This is a genomic window from Wolbachia endosymbiont (group B) of Silvanus unidentatus (assembly GCF_964028615.1).
Lineage (GTDB): Bacteria > Pseudomonadota > Alphaproteobacteria > Rickettsiales > Anaplasmataceae > Wolbachia.
Genome location: NZ_OZ034795.1, coordinates 455,016 through 469,492, shown reverse-complemented (window position 1 = coordinate 469,492; position 14,477 = coordinate 455,016). Strand labels below are relative to the sequence as shown.

Below are 14,477 nucleotides of genomic sequence, written 5' to 3'. Positions count from 1 at the left end.
CGGTAAATTGAGGTAGTTATGTGGTCTTTTCTGCCTGTAACTGTTTGATCTCATCGGAAGAAAGACCTGTGGTTTGTGATATGATGTCAGTAGAGACTCCAGCACTAAGTAGATTTTTAGCCACAGCTATTTTAGCTTGTTGTTCACCCTCTTCCCTACCTTTTTCCGTACCAATTTTAATACCTTCCGCTTTACCTTTTTCATGGCCGATTTGGATGCCTTCTTGTCTACCTTTTTCTTGACCAACTTTAAGACCCTCATCAAATTTTTGAGCAAAAGCAGCTACCTCATCCATTATGCGTTTCTTCATTTGTTCATATGCTAGTAACTCTTCTTCTGACCAATTAAACTTATTCATCTCTTCATAAGCTCGTTTTATTATTACGTCACTACCAACTATCTTATCTAGATCCTCTTCCCTTGTTTCTCCTGCATAGCGAAAAAAGTAACACCATTTTTCTACTATATTTTCTAGTTGATCTTCTTTTGTCTTTGTAAATTTTGGCAGTTCTATGAATACGAAGTAAAAATCCTTTAAGTCATGTTCAAAGCTATTTTGATCTAAAATGACATGATTAGATTTGTACTCAGCCTTATCTGGAAAAATAATACAATCAGCAACAGCAATAAAGATAATTTCTTTAAGGTTATGATAATCATCACCTTGATCAGCTTGACTTGAGTAGGCTTTAGCAGCATAATACTGAGCACGCTTTTCGAAGCCTTTGGTCTTAGTAAACTGCATTTCTATGATGTATCTTGAACCTTGAGAGTCTTTACAAAGAACATCGACAATACTTTGCTTTTTAGCGGCAATTTCAGGGTCTAAAATGGTAGCTAAGAATTCAACATCGTGAATAGCAGCTAAGCCAGTAAAGCCTAAAATATCGTTCAAGAAATGAATGAGAATATCTTTATTCTTCTCGGTGCCAAATATTCTTTTAAAAGCATAATCATTGCGTGCATCAAGAAATTTAGAAAAAGCCATGACGAACTAACCTAGAAAGCATTAATAATTATACACAATTGTGAAGAAATATTCAACTAAAATGCAAACATTTTGTATATCTTTATTTGGTAGTATTAACCTGTATAATATTTATGGCAAACATCTCAATAAGGTATCAGATAGCACAAAAAGTAAGGAGCTGGAGGTTAAAGCGAGGTTATACTCAAAAAGATTTAGCGGGAAAAATTGGCGTAACGTATCAAATAGTACTACAATATGAAAAAGGAACACGAAAAATTTCAATTGAGAAGTTGTACGCTATAGCAGAGGCTTTATCGATTGGTATTATAGATCTTATTCCTGTATCGAATGAGAAAATCTGCATTAAAAATAAGGAAGAAGAGATACTATATTTAATAAGAAAATATAAAAAGATTAACGATCAGGAGTTACGTAAGATGTTTTGTTTGCTAACCAAATTTGTTCAGGTTGGTGAGAAAAGTAGTAAAAAAGCAGAGAAAGTAAAAATTGCAAAGGGTCTGGTTAAAGCAGAAATTTCTGTTGATGTTGTTTCACAAGCAATAGGCCTCCCTGCTGATGAATGTGTTGAAGAAAAAGTTGGTTCTATCTACTACCAAATAGGGAAGAAGATAAAAGAGTGGAGGGCAGTGCGGGAGTATACTCAAGAAGATTTAGCAAAGAAAATGGGTACAACACGCCACGAAATAAGTAACTATGAGCAAGGAAGGGTTGCTGTTCCACTTGATAAATTATATGGAATAGCAGAAACATTATCAATTAGTATTACAGATCTGCTAATAGAAGAAGATGAGATAGTAGAAAATGAATTACCGAATTTAATTGAAGAATACAGAAAGATTGAAAGCCAAGAATTACGTAATACATTAATAAAATCGTTGTTTGAAGGCATACGGATTTGCGAGGAGAAAGTAAAAAGAGCGGAAAAAGTAAAAATTGCGAAAGACTTAGTAAAAAAAGGAATTTCTATCAATATTATTTTAAAAACAATAGGCATCTCTTTAGACGAAATTCAACAAATTTAAGTAAAAAAATCAGTATCTATTAACATCTTTACTTTTTGATGAAAAAATAAGTAAAAAAGATTGAAAAATTGATTTGACTTCACTCGGAAGCTATGGCTCTATGCCAATGCTGATAAAAAAACAGCAGTAAATATTAAAAAAAAGTTTGTTGTTAGTGAAGGGTAAATTATATGAATAAAAGTAAAGAAGAAATAGAATTCAGAATATTAGAAAGCAAAGGCAAAGCACTACTTGATCGTGAAATAATGGAAACGTTTCTAAGTGCAGTACATGAAAGGCCGCAAGCTCAAGAAATTGCTAAAAATCTGGTGAATAGCTATACGGGAGTAGGAAGGATTTTAGGTAGAGAAATGGATGACCTGAAAGTTATAGAAGGAGTGACTGATTCTGCAGTAGCAATGATTATGTGTATTAAGGAAACACTAGAAAGGGTACTGAGAGAAAAGCTCAAAAGTGAGCCAATAATGGACTTACAAGGGCTAGTAGAGTACTTAAACGTAAGTATAGGCCACTCAGAAAGGGAATGTGTAAAAATACTATACTTGAATAAGAGGCGCCAACTAATTGGAGAAGAATCCTATATTGGTGAAATGGAAAAAGCACCAGTATACATAAAGGAAATTATAAGAAAAGCATTAATAAAGAATGCAACATTAGTAATAATGTCACACAACCATCCTGGAGGAAGCTTAGAGCCGTCAGAAGAAGATCAAGCAGTAACGAAGAGCTTAGCAGCAGCATGTAGTACTGTAAGCGTAAAATTGTTTGACCATATTATCATCACAAGTGGAGGCTATTTCAGCTTTCGAGAAAACGGATTGTTATAGTAGAAAGTATTTGCAAATCTACTCACTATAATTTATAATGAGTAGTAGAGTGTATAACAACTATACACTTAGAAAGTATATTTAATAGCGGAGGCTAATATGGGTAATAAGATAATTGTACCTTTTGATGACAAAAAAGGAGGTGTTTACGAGTTAAACGTTGATCTTGATAAATTATCAAAAGGTGAGATGTTAAATGCTATTGTAGGAATTGGTCGTACTAGCCAGCAGCCTACTTTTGTAAGCAAAATTAATAAGGCTAAAAAGCTTGGAGAAGTGCCCTTTCCTAATAGAGACGTTCAAACCAACTACGGAAAAGGGCTCGACTACATATATGGTACAAAACCTTTAAATGATCAAGCAGAAGATTTAAATCCATTTACTTCAGCATTAAAAAAAATAAAGCCAAGTGCAAGCGAAAGCAAAGAATTGAGCTGGTTTAAAAGTGCTGTAGTAGAGGCAAAAAACGTAAATGAATTGCACAAAGTTATAGACAAAGTAATAACTTCTGGAGCAAGGCTAAATGCATGTAATGATGGGGAATGGAGTTTTGCAGAATATCTAGTATTAGGTACACATTTTCATAAATTTGATAAGGCTGATCGTAAAAAGCTAATACGTAAATTAATGCTAAGCGGTGCAGAGTTTCATGATACTTTATTGGAGAATAAACTGATAGGTGAAATCTATAATGAGCTACAACCAGAAGTTCAGCCACAGATAGATGAGAGACTAGAAGAACTAGAGAAAGCTGGCGAAAGTGCTGTGCAAGAAGGAGAATTAATAGATGTTGAGATAGATAATACAACATCGTATATAGAATTTTCTAAGGATAGCAAGGTAGAGGTAGCCAAAATACTGAGAGAGTTAGGAAGTAATATTTTAAAAATTGGCAATGATGCAGTTGAAGTTAAAAGTGAAAAGGGAGGTATAAGAAACTATACTGATATATCAGATGGTAGCTCTATCATGTTAGAATTTCCTACGAGCATTGGTAAGCTAAATATTATATTGTACCATGATGTAAAAAAATATGATCAAGTACAATTGAGAGTAGAAAACAAGGAAATGTGGGCTGAGTTACAAAAAAGAGGCGAAGAGATAGGAAAGAATTGTCTTTTTGCTGGAGTAAAGCTTAAAGAAGCGGTAGAAAGAGGTAGTTTCACTAGATGTGGCATATGGAGTGAAAAGTATGCTATAAAAGAGATTAGCAATGATGAAGTATTGTCTTCATGGGTAAATAGGGTATTTGGAGGTAGTAAAGAAACCTTTAGGGAGCTTTAATTCATTTATTTTAAGGTTCCAGAGTTTACTGGAGCCTTTGAGCTATAGTAGAAAATATTATATATATGGTTTTTTGCGTGGAAAAAAGTCTAGACTGTGAAGTAGGGGAAAAAGTGAAAAATTGGAGGTTAGAGAGAGGTTATACTCAGAAGGATTTAGCGGAGAAAATTGGTGTAAAGTACTGGGTAATACTGCAATATGAGAAAGGGAACCGTAGAATTTCAATCGAAAGGTTGTACGCTATAGCAGAAGCATTGTCAGTAAGTATCACTGATCTCATTCCTGCATCAAAGGAGAAAATCGGCTTTAAGAATGAGGAAGGAGAAATATTAAATCTAGTAAGAGAATATAAAAAGATTAATGATCAGGAGTTACGTAGAATGTTTTGTTTGCTAACCAAATTTGCTCAAGTTAGTGAGAAAAGTAGTAGAAAATCGGAAAAAATAAAAATTGCAAATGGTCTGGTTAAAGCAGGAATTTCTGTTGATGTTGTTGCAAAAACAATCGGTCTCTCTGCTGATGAATGTGTTGAAGAAAAAGTTGGTTCTATATACTGCCAAATAGGAAAAAAGATAAAAGAATGGAGGCTAGTGAGAGAGTATACTCAAAAGGACTTAGCAGAGAGAATGAGTACAACACGTGACGAAATAAGCAACTATGAACAAGGACGTGTGGCTATTCCACTGGAAAAATTGTATGCAATAGCGGAAACATTATCGATTAATATTACAGATCTACTAATAGAAGAAGATGAAGGTAGTAGAGTAGAAAATGAGCTACCTGATTTGATTAAAGAATACAAAGAAATTGAGAGCCAAGAACTACGTAATGCACTAATAAAATCTTTGTTTGAAGGCATACGGATTTGTGAAGAAAAAGTGAGGAAAGCGGAAAGAATCAAAGTTGCAAGAGATCTAGTAAAAGGGGGAATTTCTATTGATATTATTTTGCAAGCGGTAGGTTTACCTGTTGATATAGTTTTAGATGGGTAGCTCGTGAAAAAATTATAGCAATAAAGTTTTTTTCTTAAAAGGAGGTATATGTGTTTGTTTCTGCAAGCAATGTTAGTTATGGAATAGGGCAAAAAATAGAAAATTGTAGGTTAATGCGAGGTCATACTCAAATAGGATTAGCAGGTCAAGTAGGTTTAACATACCAAGAAGTGAACAGCTATGAGAATGGTTATACTCCTATTCCAATTGGAGTACTATATGTAATAGCAAGAGTATTATCAGTTAATGCTGTAGATCTATTACCTAAACCAATAACAGTAAGAGAGTATAAAGATGAAGACGAAGAAATACTCTATCTAACGAAAATATACGAGAATCAAAAGTTAGGTAAGATAGTACCTTCATTAGTCAGGTTTGTTTATATTAGTGAAAAAATTGATCAAGAAGAGGCTAGGTTAGATATAGCAAAAAATCTAGTTAAAGAAGGAGTGTCAGTTGACATAATTTCCCAGGCAACGGGTTTATCTATTTACGAGTATGATAGTACAGAGAGAGAAATCTGCACTGATTCTATATATTACAGAATAGGAGAAAGAATAAGAGAATGGAGATTGATAAAAAGGTATACTCAGGAAGATTTAGCAAACAAAGTTGGTTTAACACTCAAGGAAATACACGAGTATGAAAGAGGCTATACTGCTATAACATTTGACAAATTATATCAAATAGCAGAAGGATTATCAGTGAATATTAAAGTTCTGCTGCCTAAAACAAATGAAGATAGTGAACTACTTAATTTACTAAGAAAAACTGAAGAGCAAGAACTAGTGAAGAAATTTTTATCTAGGGATATGAAGAATAGCAAAGAGAAAGTTAAAAAAACAGAAAAGATCAAGGTTGCGAAAAATCTAGCAAAGGCAGGTGTTGCTATTGATATTATTGTGCGAGCAAGTGGCCTAACTGCTGATGAGTGTGAAAATTGAATTGTGTTAAAGACGGTTGGGAGTGTTAAATAATATATTAAGATATAAGCAAAAATAGTTATATATTTAACACTTCTATGCAGAATTTCTCTATCACTTTCTGATTATCCTCTATCATTGCCTTTGCCTCCTCCTGCAGAGATTTGATATTTTTTGATGTAATATTATCCATGTCAGGTGATGCTATTTTCAATTGCGATTGTATGCGTATATATTTATCAGCTATAACTTGATTAAGTTGATAGTTCACTGCATCTAAACTTGAAGCAAACATCACATTTAACAAAGGTTTTATCCAGCCTATTTTTCCAAATCTCTTTGAATTGGCATACTCTATGCTTCTGTCTGTTCTTCCAGTACCTATCGATAACAGTACAATATCATCATTTGGAAATAACCTCTTACCACTTGCATATGCACAAGCCGCTGGATTATTGGCAAAAACCCCTCCATCCACTAATACCATTTCCTTTTGGTTAATTTTAAGATATTTCGGTGCAAAGTAAGTAGGTGCTGCAGTTGTAGCTCGTAATGCATCTTTCAATTTGATAAAATTTCTATCTTCTCTCCAGCTCTTAAAAAAGAAAGGACGGTTGTTATGAATATCGTAACTCGTAATCAACACATTACTTAAAGTATTTTTAAGGATATCATCGCCAAAATATTTATCCAGTACAAATTCAATATTTTTATGTGGGTATTGTGCACAATTAAACCAAGATAATATTGATCGCCTAAAGAATGAAGACTTAAAAATATATGGTCCATATTCCCGATAGAACTCGACTAAATCATTAGCAGAATATTGAGGTTTATCTTTTTTACATAATCCAGCAATAACAATTCCACCGGTTGAGGTCCCTGCAATAAGATCAAAGATTTCAGCTATAGGCCTTCTTGCTCTCTTCTCTATTTCTGCTAATATTATCGCTGGTATTATGCCTCTTATGCCTCCGCCGTCAACGGATAAAATGTATTTAATCAATTGTAAATTTAGGTAAAGATATTAAGATTTAATTTTTCCGCTTAAAACCTGCAATTTAAACTCATCTAATTCTTCAGAGAGATTTTTTACCCTTTCCTCAAGTACAAGAACCTTCTCCATTAAACCATATTCAATAAGTTTATCGTGAAATTGTACCCTTGAGTCTAGCTTGGATAACCACCATATGAATGCTACTGTTTGTATTAATAACGTGATAATTACTGTAATTGGGATTTTTTGATTTTTCATAATTTGTGTTATTGAAAATTTGTACTGCGTGTTGTGAGAAAATAACTATAATTTTATTGCTCTGACTTATATTGCTTTTCCGCCTGATCAAGCAGGTCTATAATTTCTCTGTAAGGTTTATCTCTATAATAAAATGATCTTTTAAATGCTCTAGCTCTTGGAGTTTGTTCTTTCCAACCTCTAATATAAGGGTTGGCTCCTCTCTTCAACAAAAGTTTTACAACTTCTAATTGACCACCGTCAGCAGCACCAAGTAGTGCTAAGCTAATATTTATATCTACTCCTTCATCTAATAGAAATGTAACAATTTCTAAGCATCCTTTCTCTGAAACATAATATAATGCCTTTTCACTAATACTTGAATCACTTCTACTTTTTTTTACTAATGATTTCACAGTTTCTAAGTCACAGTTCTTAGCTGCTACTTCTAACATTTTTTGATACTCCTCAGCAGCCTTGGGTTTTTGATAGTAATACGTAATAACAACACATACTATGACCACTATAAACCACAATGTAGCTTGTTTCTTGCTCATGTTCGGCATTTTTTTTGCATTAAATCAACAATGTACTTATTTTCTCTTAAACATAATTACTCAAAGAAGCTGATAATGTAGTACGATATCCTGAGCTATTTAAAATATGTTCTGCTCTATCAATTACCCATTCACCATCTATATCCTGATTGAACCCTACAAGATTAAGTTTTGCCTCTGCACATAACTCTGGATTACCTGGTATTGTCATCTCTAGATTCTCATTGTTACGCTGTAGTTGTTTAAATCTGGCATTTGCAGAGCTTAAAGCTGATTCTGCATTTGAGTAAACTGTTTGTATAGCGTAACTTGGTTCACCGCTACCTACTCTTTCCGATATAGTCTCTCCCTTTTCATAGTTATGCCATTTCGCTACTACTGAATTGTATTTATCACGTACAGTAAAATGCACTTTCCAATTAATTGTATCTTGAGGTCTAATAGTTGTCGTTCCTAAAGCTTTTCCCGTTGCTGACTTTGCTGCACCTTTTGGAATAAACAATATATACCCTCCTGCCAGTTTTGCCATGGCTTCGCGCTCTATAGCTATTCTAGTCAACAAACTTATATCGCTCTCTTCAGTTTGGTCAATATGTAGTATTAATATGTCTTTAAATTCCTCAGCAACTTTGTATCCATATCCATGTTTATTTGCTATTTCCTTGACTAAATTACCTAACGTAATCTGGTGCCATTCTCTGGATACTTTTTCCTTTAGCGATATCATCAAATTTGTTGCATGAGCTTTGATTATTAAGGTTTTTGGTGGACTTTGTACTGTAATTTCATTGACTCTATATATACCTATGGGTAGTACCTCTGTTTCTCTATATCCCAAAGCAATCTTTAGCTCTTTTGGAACTTTTATGTTATCATCCCTGTAATCGACACATATTTCAGCTATATCTTCTATAGTCCCTGATTCATCAGTAACATGCATTGACACCAAGCGGTCTTTTGCTAATTCATACCCTTCAATGATAAACTCTGGTTGCATCTTACCCCCAAATCTTCAAGGTTGATTTCTGTAGAGGTTTCTCAATTATAGGCAGCTTAATTTTCAGTCCTGCCGGTAAAAAACTTCCATATTCCGCAATTCCAGGGTTTTCTTCTAATACTATTTCTACTGCTCCTGAAGTAAATCCATAGTGCTTCCAGCAAATATAGTCTAACATATCATTTTCTTTTGCTAAGTAATATATAGTCATGAATAACGCTTCAAACTTAAACTGAATTCAACTTTTTTTGGCAATCCACAAGAGAAAAATGATGTTTGCTTTTCTTCAAAGCGAGTAATTACAAATTGCCCCAAAACATTTCCCATGCTATCAACTAAAGTGTGAGGTTTTTCTGCCTCTTTTATATTCTTTAATTGATCTAATCCATTATGAAGATAAATTACTCCTTCTAAATCTATATTTTCTGCTCCCTGGCCAATATTCTGTAGTAATTGCTTACCAATACACTCAACCACACTCCAACGCTTCTCTTTGCTATATTTCAAACTTATCGGAGTAAATTTATATGGACCAAGGGATAGCATCAGTAAATGGGATCTACCGTATCGAACATAACATCACGTGATTTTTCTCTTATTCTTTTTATTACTTCATCTGCAAGATTACGAATATCTTGATTTGGCTCTGCTTTAATGCTGATAGTGTAATTATTAGTGATGTTCTGAGTTTGATTCATAGTTTTCTGTTCTTTGTTTTCAAATTTACTCGTTGCAAAATCTGCAAATATCCTATCATTTTCTGTGGATTTTTTTTCCTCAATAAGGCTTTTGATTCTGAAATTATTCTGATTTCTCTTGGAAAATTCTTTAATTATACTGTTACTTAGCAAAGGATTTCCACTGTTGAGAATATTACTCTTTAGGGGAGTATGTACTGCTTTTACTTCAGTTTTTCTTTTTTCAAACTCTTTCAGTGGGCTATTCCCTAATACTTTTCCAAATACACTTTCCCCTATCCATGAAAAAGCTTCTTCTATGGGTTTTATTATCGATTTTATATACTGCCAAAAGTTAGAGAAAAAGTCTTTTACCTTTTGCCAGTTAGTTATAACAAGAGCTGCACCAGTAACAAGACCTGCTATCAAAAATCCAATCGGGTTACTCATTACAGCAAGTGTTATTGCTCTTAGTCCTGTGATTACTGTTGGTAGAGCTGATGACAGTAGAGGAAAAGCTTTCATTGCTAAGCTCAGAGTTGCAGCTTTTAAAAAACTTAGTCCAGTAATTACTGCTGGAATAGCATACGTTGATAATGATATTAATGCTGGCTTCAGTATTCCATGCAAAAAAACCGAGAAAGCAAGCATTCCACCTCTAACTAAATTCCATGCATAACCACCGCTTACTACTAGAACTTTAAGACCTATTAGTGCTGCTATGGTACTCATTATTCCTGTAGTAATAACTGGAAATTTTTCTGCAAATCGAGCTATGGGGTTAGTTATCTCTCTTAAAAGACTACTTACCGATTTTAAAGGAGGTAGCATTACTGAGCCCAAATTCATTCCTACTTCTGCTATTGCATTTCTCAGTAATCGTAAATTATTTGCTGTGGTTGCTGCACGATTGTTAAATTCTTTTTGCATGGATTTTTCAAATTCTTTTTCGTCAGCTACATGAGTTATAGCCTCTTTAAAATTTTTTAGGCTTCCAACTAGTAACGCAACGTCATCCTGATATTCTTGACCAAAGAGGTTGAGAAGAATTTGAGAACGTTCCTGTTTATCTACTTTCTCCAGAGTTTCAAAAAAATAAAGTAGTGCGCCTTGACTATTTTCACCAATCCTTTGTACCATTTCTTCTGCAGCTATTCCCATGCCTTCTAATGCTGTTTTGAACTCTTTGCTCTGTCCCTCAGCAGTCTGGAGTTTACTAAGTAGAGCGTTTATTGCAGTTGCTGCTTTTGCTGGTTGTTTACCTAAGCTAATAAAGGCATTTACTAAACTACTTGTTTCCTTAATACCAAAGCCAAACTGGTTTGCAGTACCACCAACTATTGCTAGAGCTTCAACCATATCTTTTGCTTTAGCAGCAGTCTTGTCTGATAAGTGATTTATAATGTCACCCACCCACTCCATCCTGTCTACATCTATTCCATAGATATTGGCAAGTTTAGCTATGGAATCACCTGCCTGCTCTGCAGACATATCAAATGCTGTGGACATTTTAGCCACTGTTGTCGTAAACTTAATCAGATCATCTTTTTTTACACCAAGTTGTCCACCACTTGCAGCAATTTGAGCTAACCCTGCAGCCGACAGTGGTATCGTACGGGATAGTTCCTTTAATGTCTGACCAAATTCTGCGGCTCCTTGATTGTGAGCTGCCTCATCCTCAGCAAATTGCACTACTTTCTTAACATCAGCCATAGCACTTTCAAAATCAATTGCAACTTTAATTGGTGCTGCAAACGAAAGACCTAGCCCAATAGTCTCTATAATTTGTGACTTAAAATGTGCTTTGCTTGCTAAAAAACTTTGGTGACTACGTATTGCAGATCCAAGCTTACCATACTTACCTTTTAATACTTCAATAGAAGAGCCAAGTTTATGTTGGTCACTTACTAAGTACTTAATATTTCTTCCACTTTTTCTTACTTCTTCATTAAATGAATGCAAAGCATCTCTCTTTTTCAAATATGCTTCTTTTGCTTTTATTGCGGAGGTTTTGGCCTTGTCAAATTCTGCTTTTAAAGTTTTGCTCGGTTTCTCTATTGCCTTCATTTGTTTAGCTAAAGATTTTACTTGATCTTCAAAGCCTTTCCATGACCTCTTGCTAGTCAAAACATCATGACCTAACTGCTTAAACTTTGATACTGATTTTAAAGATGAGTCAAGCTTTCTTATATTCTCACCAAGATGAGTAAGTTGACTGCTACTTCCTTTTATTACAGTACTGAAACTGCCATCTAGGACTGCTCCAATTTTTATAGATAACGTTGACATTGTACCTTCCTCGCTGCTTTATGCCATAAGATAAATTCACTGATTTCCATATCAAGCAAAGGCTCAATTCCACTACCAATAATAGAACTGAGCTCGATTACTTCTGACCTCAAGTTTTTTGGATAATTGGTGAAAAAAAATCCTTTAATACCTCTTGTACTTTTACATAATCAGCAATATCTAACTCTTCAATTGCTTCTTTTGCAACTGATGTTAGATTGGCAGTCAAAGTTACTTCCTTACTTAAATCACTACCACTAAGTCTCTCAATAGCAAGATAGTCTCTAACTTTTGGACGTCTAACGGTAAGTTCTGAAACAGAAATTCCATCAATTGTTATTGGATTATCAAGTTTTACTGTTGTCATACTTTCTCCTAAAAAATAAAATTCTAAAATCTTTTTAAAACTAAACCTAAATACCTAAAACCGTTTGCAGCAAGGCCATTTGATCAACACCATTTATCTTTCTAATCATATTTTCAGCATCGATTTCTATTAATTCATTACCACCTATAGTAAGTTTATAGTAATGAGCAGCTACAGTACACTTCAGCGTTGCTTTTTCAGCAGGTTTCCAGCTACCAAAATCAAATTCTCTGAATATGCCCCTTAAATTGATTATTACTCCTTCAATATCATTGCTACCACTTCCTTGCATTCCTCCACGGAGCGTCAAAGATACTGAATTTCCATTTATCAACCCAAATAGCCTAAAGAGTTCTGTATCGTATTCAGAAAAAGTGAAATCTGCTTCAAGCTTTTCCATGCCCATGTCAATATTTATTGGAATATCCATACCACCAGCTCTGTATTCCTCTGTTTTTATGGTAAGTTTTGGCAAGGTTATTTCATCTATTTTTCCTGCATAACCACGACCATCAACAAATACATTAAAATTCTTTAAAATCTTTGGTAGCATCTTTCTTCCCTTAATAAAATTTACGATATTTTACTATTCACCAACCGTGAACGAAAAGTAATCTGCTCAGCCGGATATGGTGGTGTAAACTCAAAGTCAAAGTATACTTTTCCACTTGCAATGTTTGTTGGTGTATTGAGTTCTGGAGTTGCGTAACATTTTCCACTGATAATTGCTCCTTGCGCTTTTAAACTTGCAAGGTAAGAATTCACCCCCTCAATCACATCATCTATATAAGTTTTGGTAATATTGCGATCAACTGCCCATAAATGAGCTCGAAGTAAACTATCATTAATTAAATCTGCAGTCCTTCTCACTGACAGAAAAGCCCATTTTGAGTCATTTGAACATGTTCTATTTCCCCAAAGCCTATAGCCATTTTGATGAATTATCGTTGTTACTTCATTTTCATTTAAATGGTTTGCTCTACAATTTGTATTACCGAGCGTAAAAGCAATAGGCCTGCTTGTTCCAACAATACCATTTATCTCTTTATTTGAAGGTGAATGCCAGAAGCCTTGTTCGCTGTCTATTTTAGCTATTAAACCAGCTACAAATGGACTCGATGGCAAGATTTTTTCTTTTCCTTCAATAAATAACTTAATCCATGGGTCAACTACGTAAACTCTTGAGCTACCTACACTTTTTCTCCATTTTATTGCTTCTTCATCATTAGTATTTGGTCCGTCTGCAACAATAATTGCTCTTAATTTTTCTGCTATGGAAATTAAAGCACTCACTACTGGATTTACTCCATCTATTTCAGGTAACTGATGAGTAAACTGAGGTGCAATTAATATTCTTGGCGCAACATGAACTATGCTTTCACTGCTGAGAAATGCCTCAATTCCCTGATATTCTCCGGTTTCTTTATCAACACCGCCAATTATATTCTTCAGCGTCTCTTCTTCTTTTAATTTTGGATCACTGTTTTCACTTTCTTTAACTCGAATTACTACTACTGTTGCACCAACTTGTGTAAAGATAGAGCTTACTGCTTGTGGAAGGGTACCTGTTTTACCAAGCTTCGCAGCCTCTTTTAAGCTTCCTGCAATTAACACTGGCTTATTCAGTGGAAATTTTTGCTCATCTGCTTCAGGAGCAGTACCAATTACACCTATCACTGATGATTTAGCTGTACGTACTGTCTTTGCTCCTGAGGTTACCTCAATAACATTTACTCCGTGTAAAAATTCTTCAGCCATTTCTTTGTATTTTTTTCCTGAAATCATCGAGCAAAGTCTGTAGCTCATTTTCACTTTTGGCTTCTGCAATTTTCTTCTTGGTAATGTCTTCCAACTCTTCACATTTAATTATTTCTTTTACTGCTTTTTTTACTTTTTCTTCAATTATTCTTGCCATTTCGATAATTGTAATACCACGGACTTTTGCTAAAGGCTCTATAATTTCTTTATCCTTTTCATCTATAGATTCTGGTGCTGCTAGAATGCTTTTTGCGGCTTCCGCTTGAATCTCATAAGATTTAGCTTTTTGGTGAGAATAACCTGCATATTGGTGAGTATGATTATCATAATAGAAACGCATACTATCAAATGCACAAAGCTTCGCATTATCCAGTAACTCCTTTTGTATATCTTCTTTAGTACGCTGAGCAATTTCTCCTCCTTCTGTTAAACAATAGCTTTTTTGCCAATCAAAATCTTCTGGTGCTTCATACCAATCATTTCCAGTTGGCTTACTTTCAAGCGTTGTTGTTTCTACTTGTTTGTTATGTTCAAATCTAATATAAATTGGCATTGGTTT

Annotated in this window: 17 protein-coding genes; 5 read left to right on the top strand and 12 right to left on the bottom strand. The window is 34.4% G+C overall.

The window, feature by feature from the left end; translation table 11 throughout:
• Window positions 1-16: 16 nt before the first annotated feature.
• On the bottom strand, window positions 17-988 hold the full coding sequence (locus ABWU65_RS02145; RefSeq protein WP_353280198.1) for an Rpn family recombination-promoting nuclease/putative transposase: 972 nt from the start codon (window positions 986-988) through the stop codon (window positions 17-19).
• Between the two features lie 113 nt (window positions 989-1,101).
• Here ABWU65_RS02145 and ABWU65_RS02140 point away from each other — a divergent pair, with 113 nt between their 5' ends.
• The 5 genes from ABWU65_RS02140 to ABWU65_RS02120 all read left to right on the top strand — a co-directional run bounded on the left by ABWU65_RS02140 (window position 1,102) and on the right by ABWU65_RS02120 (window position 6,060).
• Entirely contained in the window at window positions 1,102-2,013 is a 912-nt protein-coding gene (locus ABWU65_RS02140) for a helix-turn-helix domain-containing protein (RefSeq protein ID WP_353280196.1), read from the top strand.
• A 170-nt stretch (window positions 2,014-2,183) separates the two neighbouring features.
• Window positions 2,184-2,840 carry a RadC family protein gene (locus ABWU65_RS02135; RefSeq protein WP_353280195.1) on the top strand — a complete coding sequence of 219 codons (657 nt, stop codon included), beginning with the start codon at window positions 2,184-2,186 and terminating at the stop codon, window positions 2,838-2,840.
• A gap of 99 nt (window positions 2,841-2,939) precedes the next feature.
• Window positions 2,940-4,124, top strand: a complete 1,185-nt coding sequence (locus ABWU65_RS02130; protein WP_353280193.1) for a hypothetical protein — start codon at window positions 2,940-2,942, stop codon at window positions 4,122-4,124.
• Window positions 4,125-4,189: 65 nt separating this feature from the next.
• Window positions 4,190-5,116 carry a helix-turn-helix domain-containing protein gene (locus ABWU65_RS02125; protein WP_353280191.1) on the top strand — a complete coding sequence of 309 codons (927 nt, stop codon included), beginning with the start codon at window positions 4,190-4,192 and terminating at the stop codon, window positions 5,114-5,116.
• 50 nt (window positions 5,117-5,166) lie between these two features.
• Window positions 5,167-6,060 (top strand): helix-turn-helix domain-containing protein, encoded by an 894-nt coding sequence (locus ABWU65_RS02120; RefSeq protein WP_353280189.1) that lies wholly within the window; start codon window positions 5,167-5,169, stop codon window positions 6,058-6,060.
• 58 nt (window positions 6,061-6,118) lie between these two features.
• Here the strand turns inward: ABWU65_RS02120 and ABWU65_RS02115 are convergent, their stop codons facing one another.
• The 11 genes from ABWU65_RS02115 to ABWU65_RS02065 form a co-directional block, all read right to left on the bottom strand.
• On the bottom strand, window positions 6,119-7,045 hold the full coding sequence (locus ABWU65_RS02115) for a patatin-like phospholipase family protein (RefSeq protein WP_353280187.1): 927 nt from the start codon (window positions 7,043-7,045) through the stop codon (window positions 6,119-6,121).
• Between the two features lie 21 nt (window positions 7,046-7,066).
• Entirely contained in the window at window positions 7,067-7,294 is a 228-nt protein-coding gene (locus ABWU65_RS02110; protein ID WP_253303110.1) for a hypothetical protein, read from the bottom strand.
• A 53-nt stretch (window positions 7,295-7,347) separates the two neighbouring features.
• Window positions 7,348-7,830, bottom strand: a complete 483-nt coding sequence (locus tag ABWU65_RS02105) for an ankyrin repeat domain-containing protein (protein ID WP_353278928.1) — start codon at window positions 7,828-7,830, stop codon at window positions 7,348-7,350.
• Between the two features lie 46 nt (window positions 7,831-7,876).
• Window positions 7,877-8,827, bottom strand: a complete 951-nt coding sequence (locus tag ABWU65_RS02100; protein ID WP_253303112.1) for a phage late control D family protein — start codon at window positions 8,825-8,827, stop codon at window positions 7,877-7,879.
• Window position 8,828: 1 nt separating this feature from the next.
• Window positions 8,829-9,038, bottom strand: coding sequence for a tail protein X (locus ABWU65_RS02095; RefSeq protein WP_353280185.1), 210 nt, complete (start codon window positions 9,036-9,038; stop codon window positions 8,829-8,831).
• A complete protein-coding gene (locus ABWU65_RS02090) occupies window positions 9,035-9,373 on the bottom strand; it encodes a phage tail protein (RefSeq protein WP_265035237.1) in 339 nt (112 codons plus the stop codon). The genes ABWU65_RS02095 and ABWU65_RS02090 overlap by 4 nt, the downstream gene beginning before the upstream one ends.
• The gene (locus tag ABWU65_RS02085; RefSeq protein ID WP_353280184.1) at window positions 9,373-11,793 is read right to left on the bottom strand and encodes a phage tail tape measure protein; all 2,421 of its coding nucleotides are present in this window, start codon (window positions 11,791-11,793) and stop codon (window positions 9,373-9,375) included. The genes ABWU65_RS02090 and ABWU65_RS02085 overlap by 1 nt, the downstream gene beginning before the upstream one ends.
• Before the next feature lie 109 nt (window positions 11,794-11,902).
• The gene (locus tag ABWU65_RS02080; RefSeq protein ID WP_353280182.1) at window positions 11,903-12,160 is read right to left on the bottom strand and encodes a phage tail assembly protein; all 258 of its coding nucleotides are present in this window, start codon (window positions 12,158-12,160) and stop codon (window positions 11,903-11,905) included.
• 46 nt (window positions 12,161-12,206) lie between these two features.
• Window positions 12,207-12,713 (bottom strand): phage major tail tube protein, encoded by a 507-nt coding sequence (locus ABWU65_RS02075; protein ID WP_353280181.1) that lies wholly within the window; start codon window positions 12,711-12,713, stop codon window positions 12,207-12,209.
• A 20-nt stretch (window positions 12,714-12,733) separates the two neighbouring features.
• Window positions 12,734-13,918: a phage tail sheath subtilisin-like domain-containing protein gene (locus tag ABWU65_RS02070; protein ID WP_353280626.1), complete on the bottom strand. Its 1,185-nt coding sequence runs from the start codon at window positions 13,916-13,918 to the stop codon at window positions 12,734-12,736.
• A complete protein-coding gene (locus tag ABWU65_RS02065) occupies window positions 13,911-14,471 on the bottom strand; it encodes a hypothetical protein (protein ID WP_353280180.1) in 561 nt (186 codons plus the stop codon). Before ABWU65_RS02065 ends, ABWU65_RS02070 begins: the two co-directional genes overlap by 8 nt.
• Window positions 14,472-14,477 lie beyond the last annotated feature (6 nt).

Excerpts from the sequence above, each read along its gene's own strand:
- ABWU65_RS02110 (WP_253303110.1), bottom strand. The coding sequence starts at position 7,294 with ATGAAAAATCAAAAAATCCCAATTACAGTAATTATCACGTTATTAATA.
- ABWU65_RS02125 (WP_353280191.1), top strand. The coding sequence starts at position 4,190 with ATGGTTTTTTGCGTGGAAAAAAGTCTAGACTGTGAAGTAGGGGAAAAA.
- ABWU65_RS02135 (WP_353280195.1), top strand. The coding sequence starts at position 2,184 with ATGAATAAAAGTAAAGAAGAAATAGAATTCAGAATATTAGAAAGCAAA.
- ABWU65_RS02145 (WP_353280198.1), bottom strand. The coding sequence starts at position 988 with ATGGCTTTTTCTAAATTTCTTGATGCACGCAATGATTATGCTTTTAAA.
- ABWU65_RS02130 (WP_353280193.1), top strand. The coding sequence starts at position 2,940 with ATGGGTAATAAGATAATTGTACCTTTTGATGACAAAAAAGGAGGTGTT.
- ABWU65_RS02095 (WP_353280185.1), bottom strand. The coding sequence starts at position 9,038 with ATGACTATATATTACTTAGCAAAAGAAAATGATATGTTAGACTATATT.
- ABWU65_RS02075 (WP_353280181.1), bottom strand. The coding sequence starts at position 12,713 with ATGCTACCAAAGATTTTAAAGAATTTTAATGTATTTGTTGATGGTCGT.
- ABWU65_RS02070 (WP_353280626.1), bottom strand. The coding sequence starts at position 13,918 with ATGGCTGAAGAATTTTTACACGGAGTAAATGTTATTGAGGTAACCTCA.
- ABWU65_RS02100 (WP_253303112.1), bottom strand. The coding sequence starts at position 8,827 with ATGCAACCAGAGTTTATCATTGAAGGGTATGAATTAGCAAAAGACCGC.
- ABWU65_RS02140 (WP_353280196.1), top strand. The coding sequence starts at position 1,102 with ATGGCAAACATCTCAATAAGGTATCAGATAGCACAAAAAGTAAGGAGC.
- ABWU65_RS02090 (WP_265035237.1), bottom strand. The coding sequence starts at position 9,373 with ATGCTATCCCTTGGTCCATATAAATTTACTCCGATAAGTTTGAAATAT.
- ABWU65_RS02105 (WP_353278928.1), bottom strand. The coding sequence starts at position 7,830 with ATGAGCAAGAAACAAGCTACATTGTGGTTTATAGTGGTCATAGTATGT.
- ABWU65_RS02065 (WP_353280180.1), bottom strand. The coding sequence starts at position 14,471 with ATGCCAATTTATATTAGATTTGAACATAACAAACAAGTAGAAACAACA.
- ABWU65_RS02085 (WP_353280184.1), bottom strand. The coding sequence starts at position 11,793 with ATGTCAACGTTATCTATAAAAATTGGAGCAGTCCTAGATGGCAGTTTC.
- ABWU65_RS02080 (WP_353280182.1), bottom strand. The coding sequence starts at position 12,160 with ATGACAACAGTAAAACTTGATAATCCAATAACAATTGATGGAATTTCT.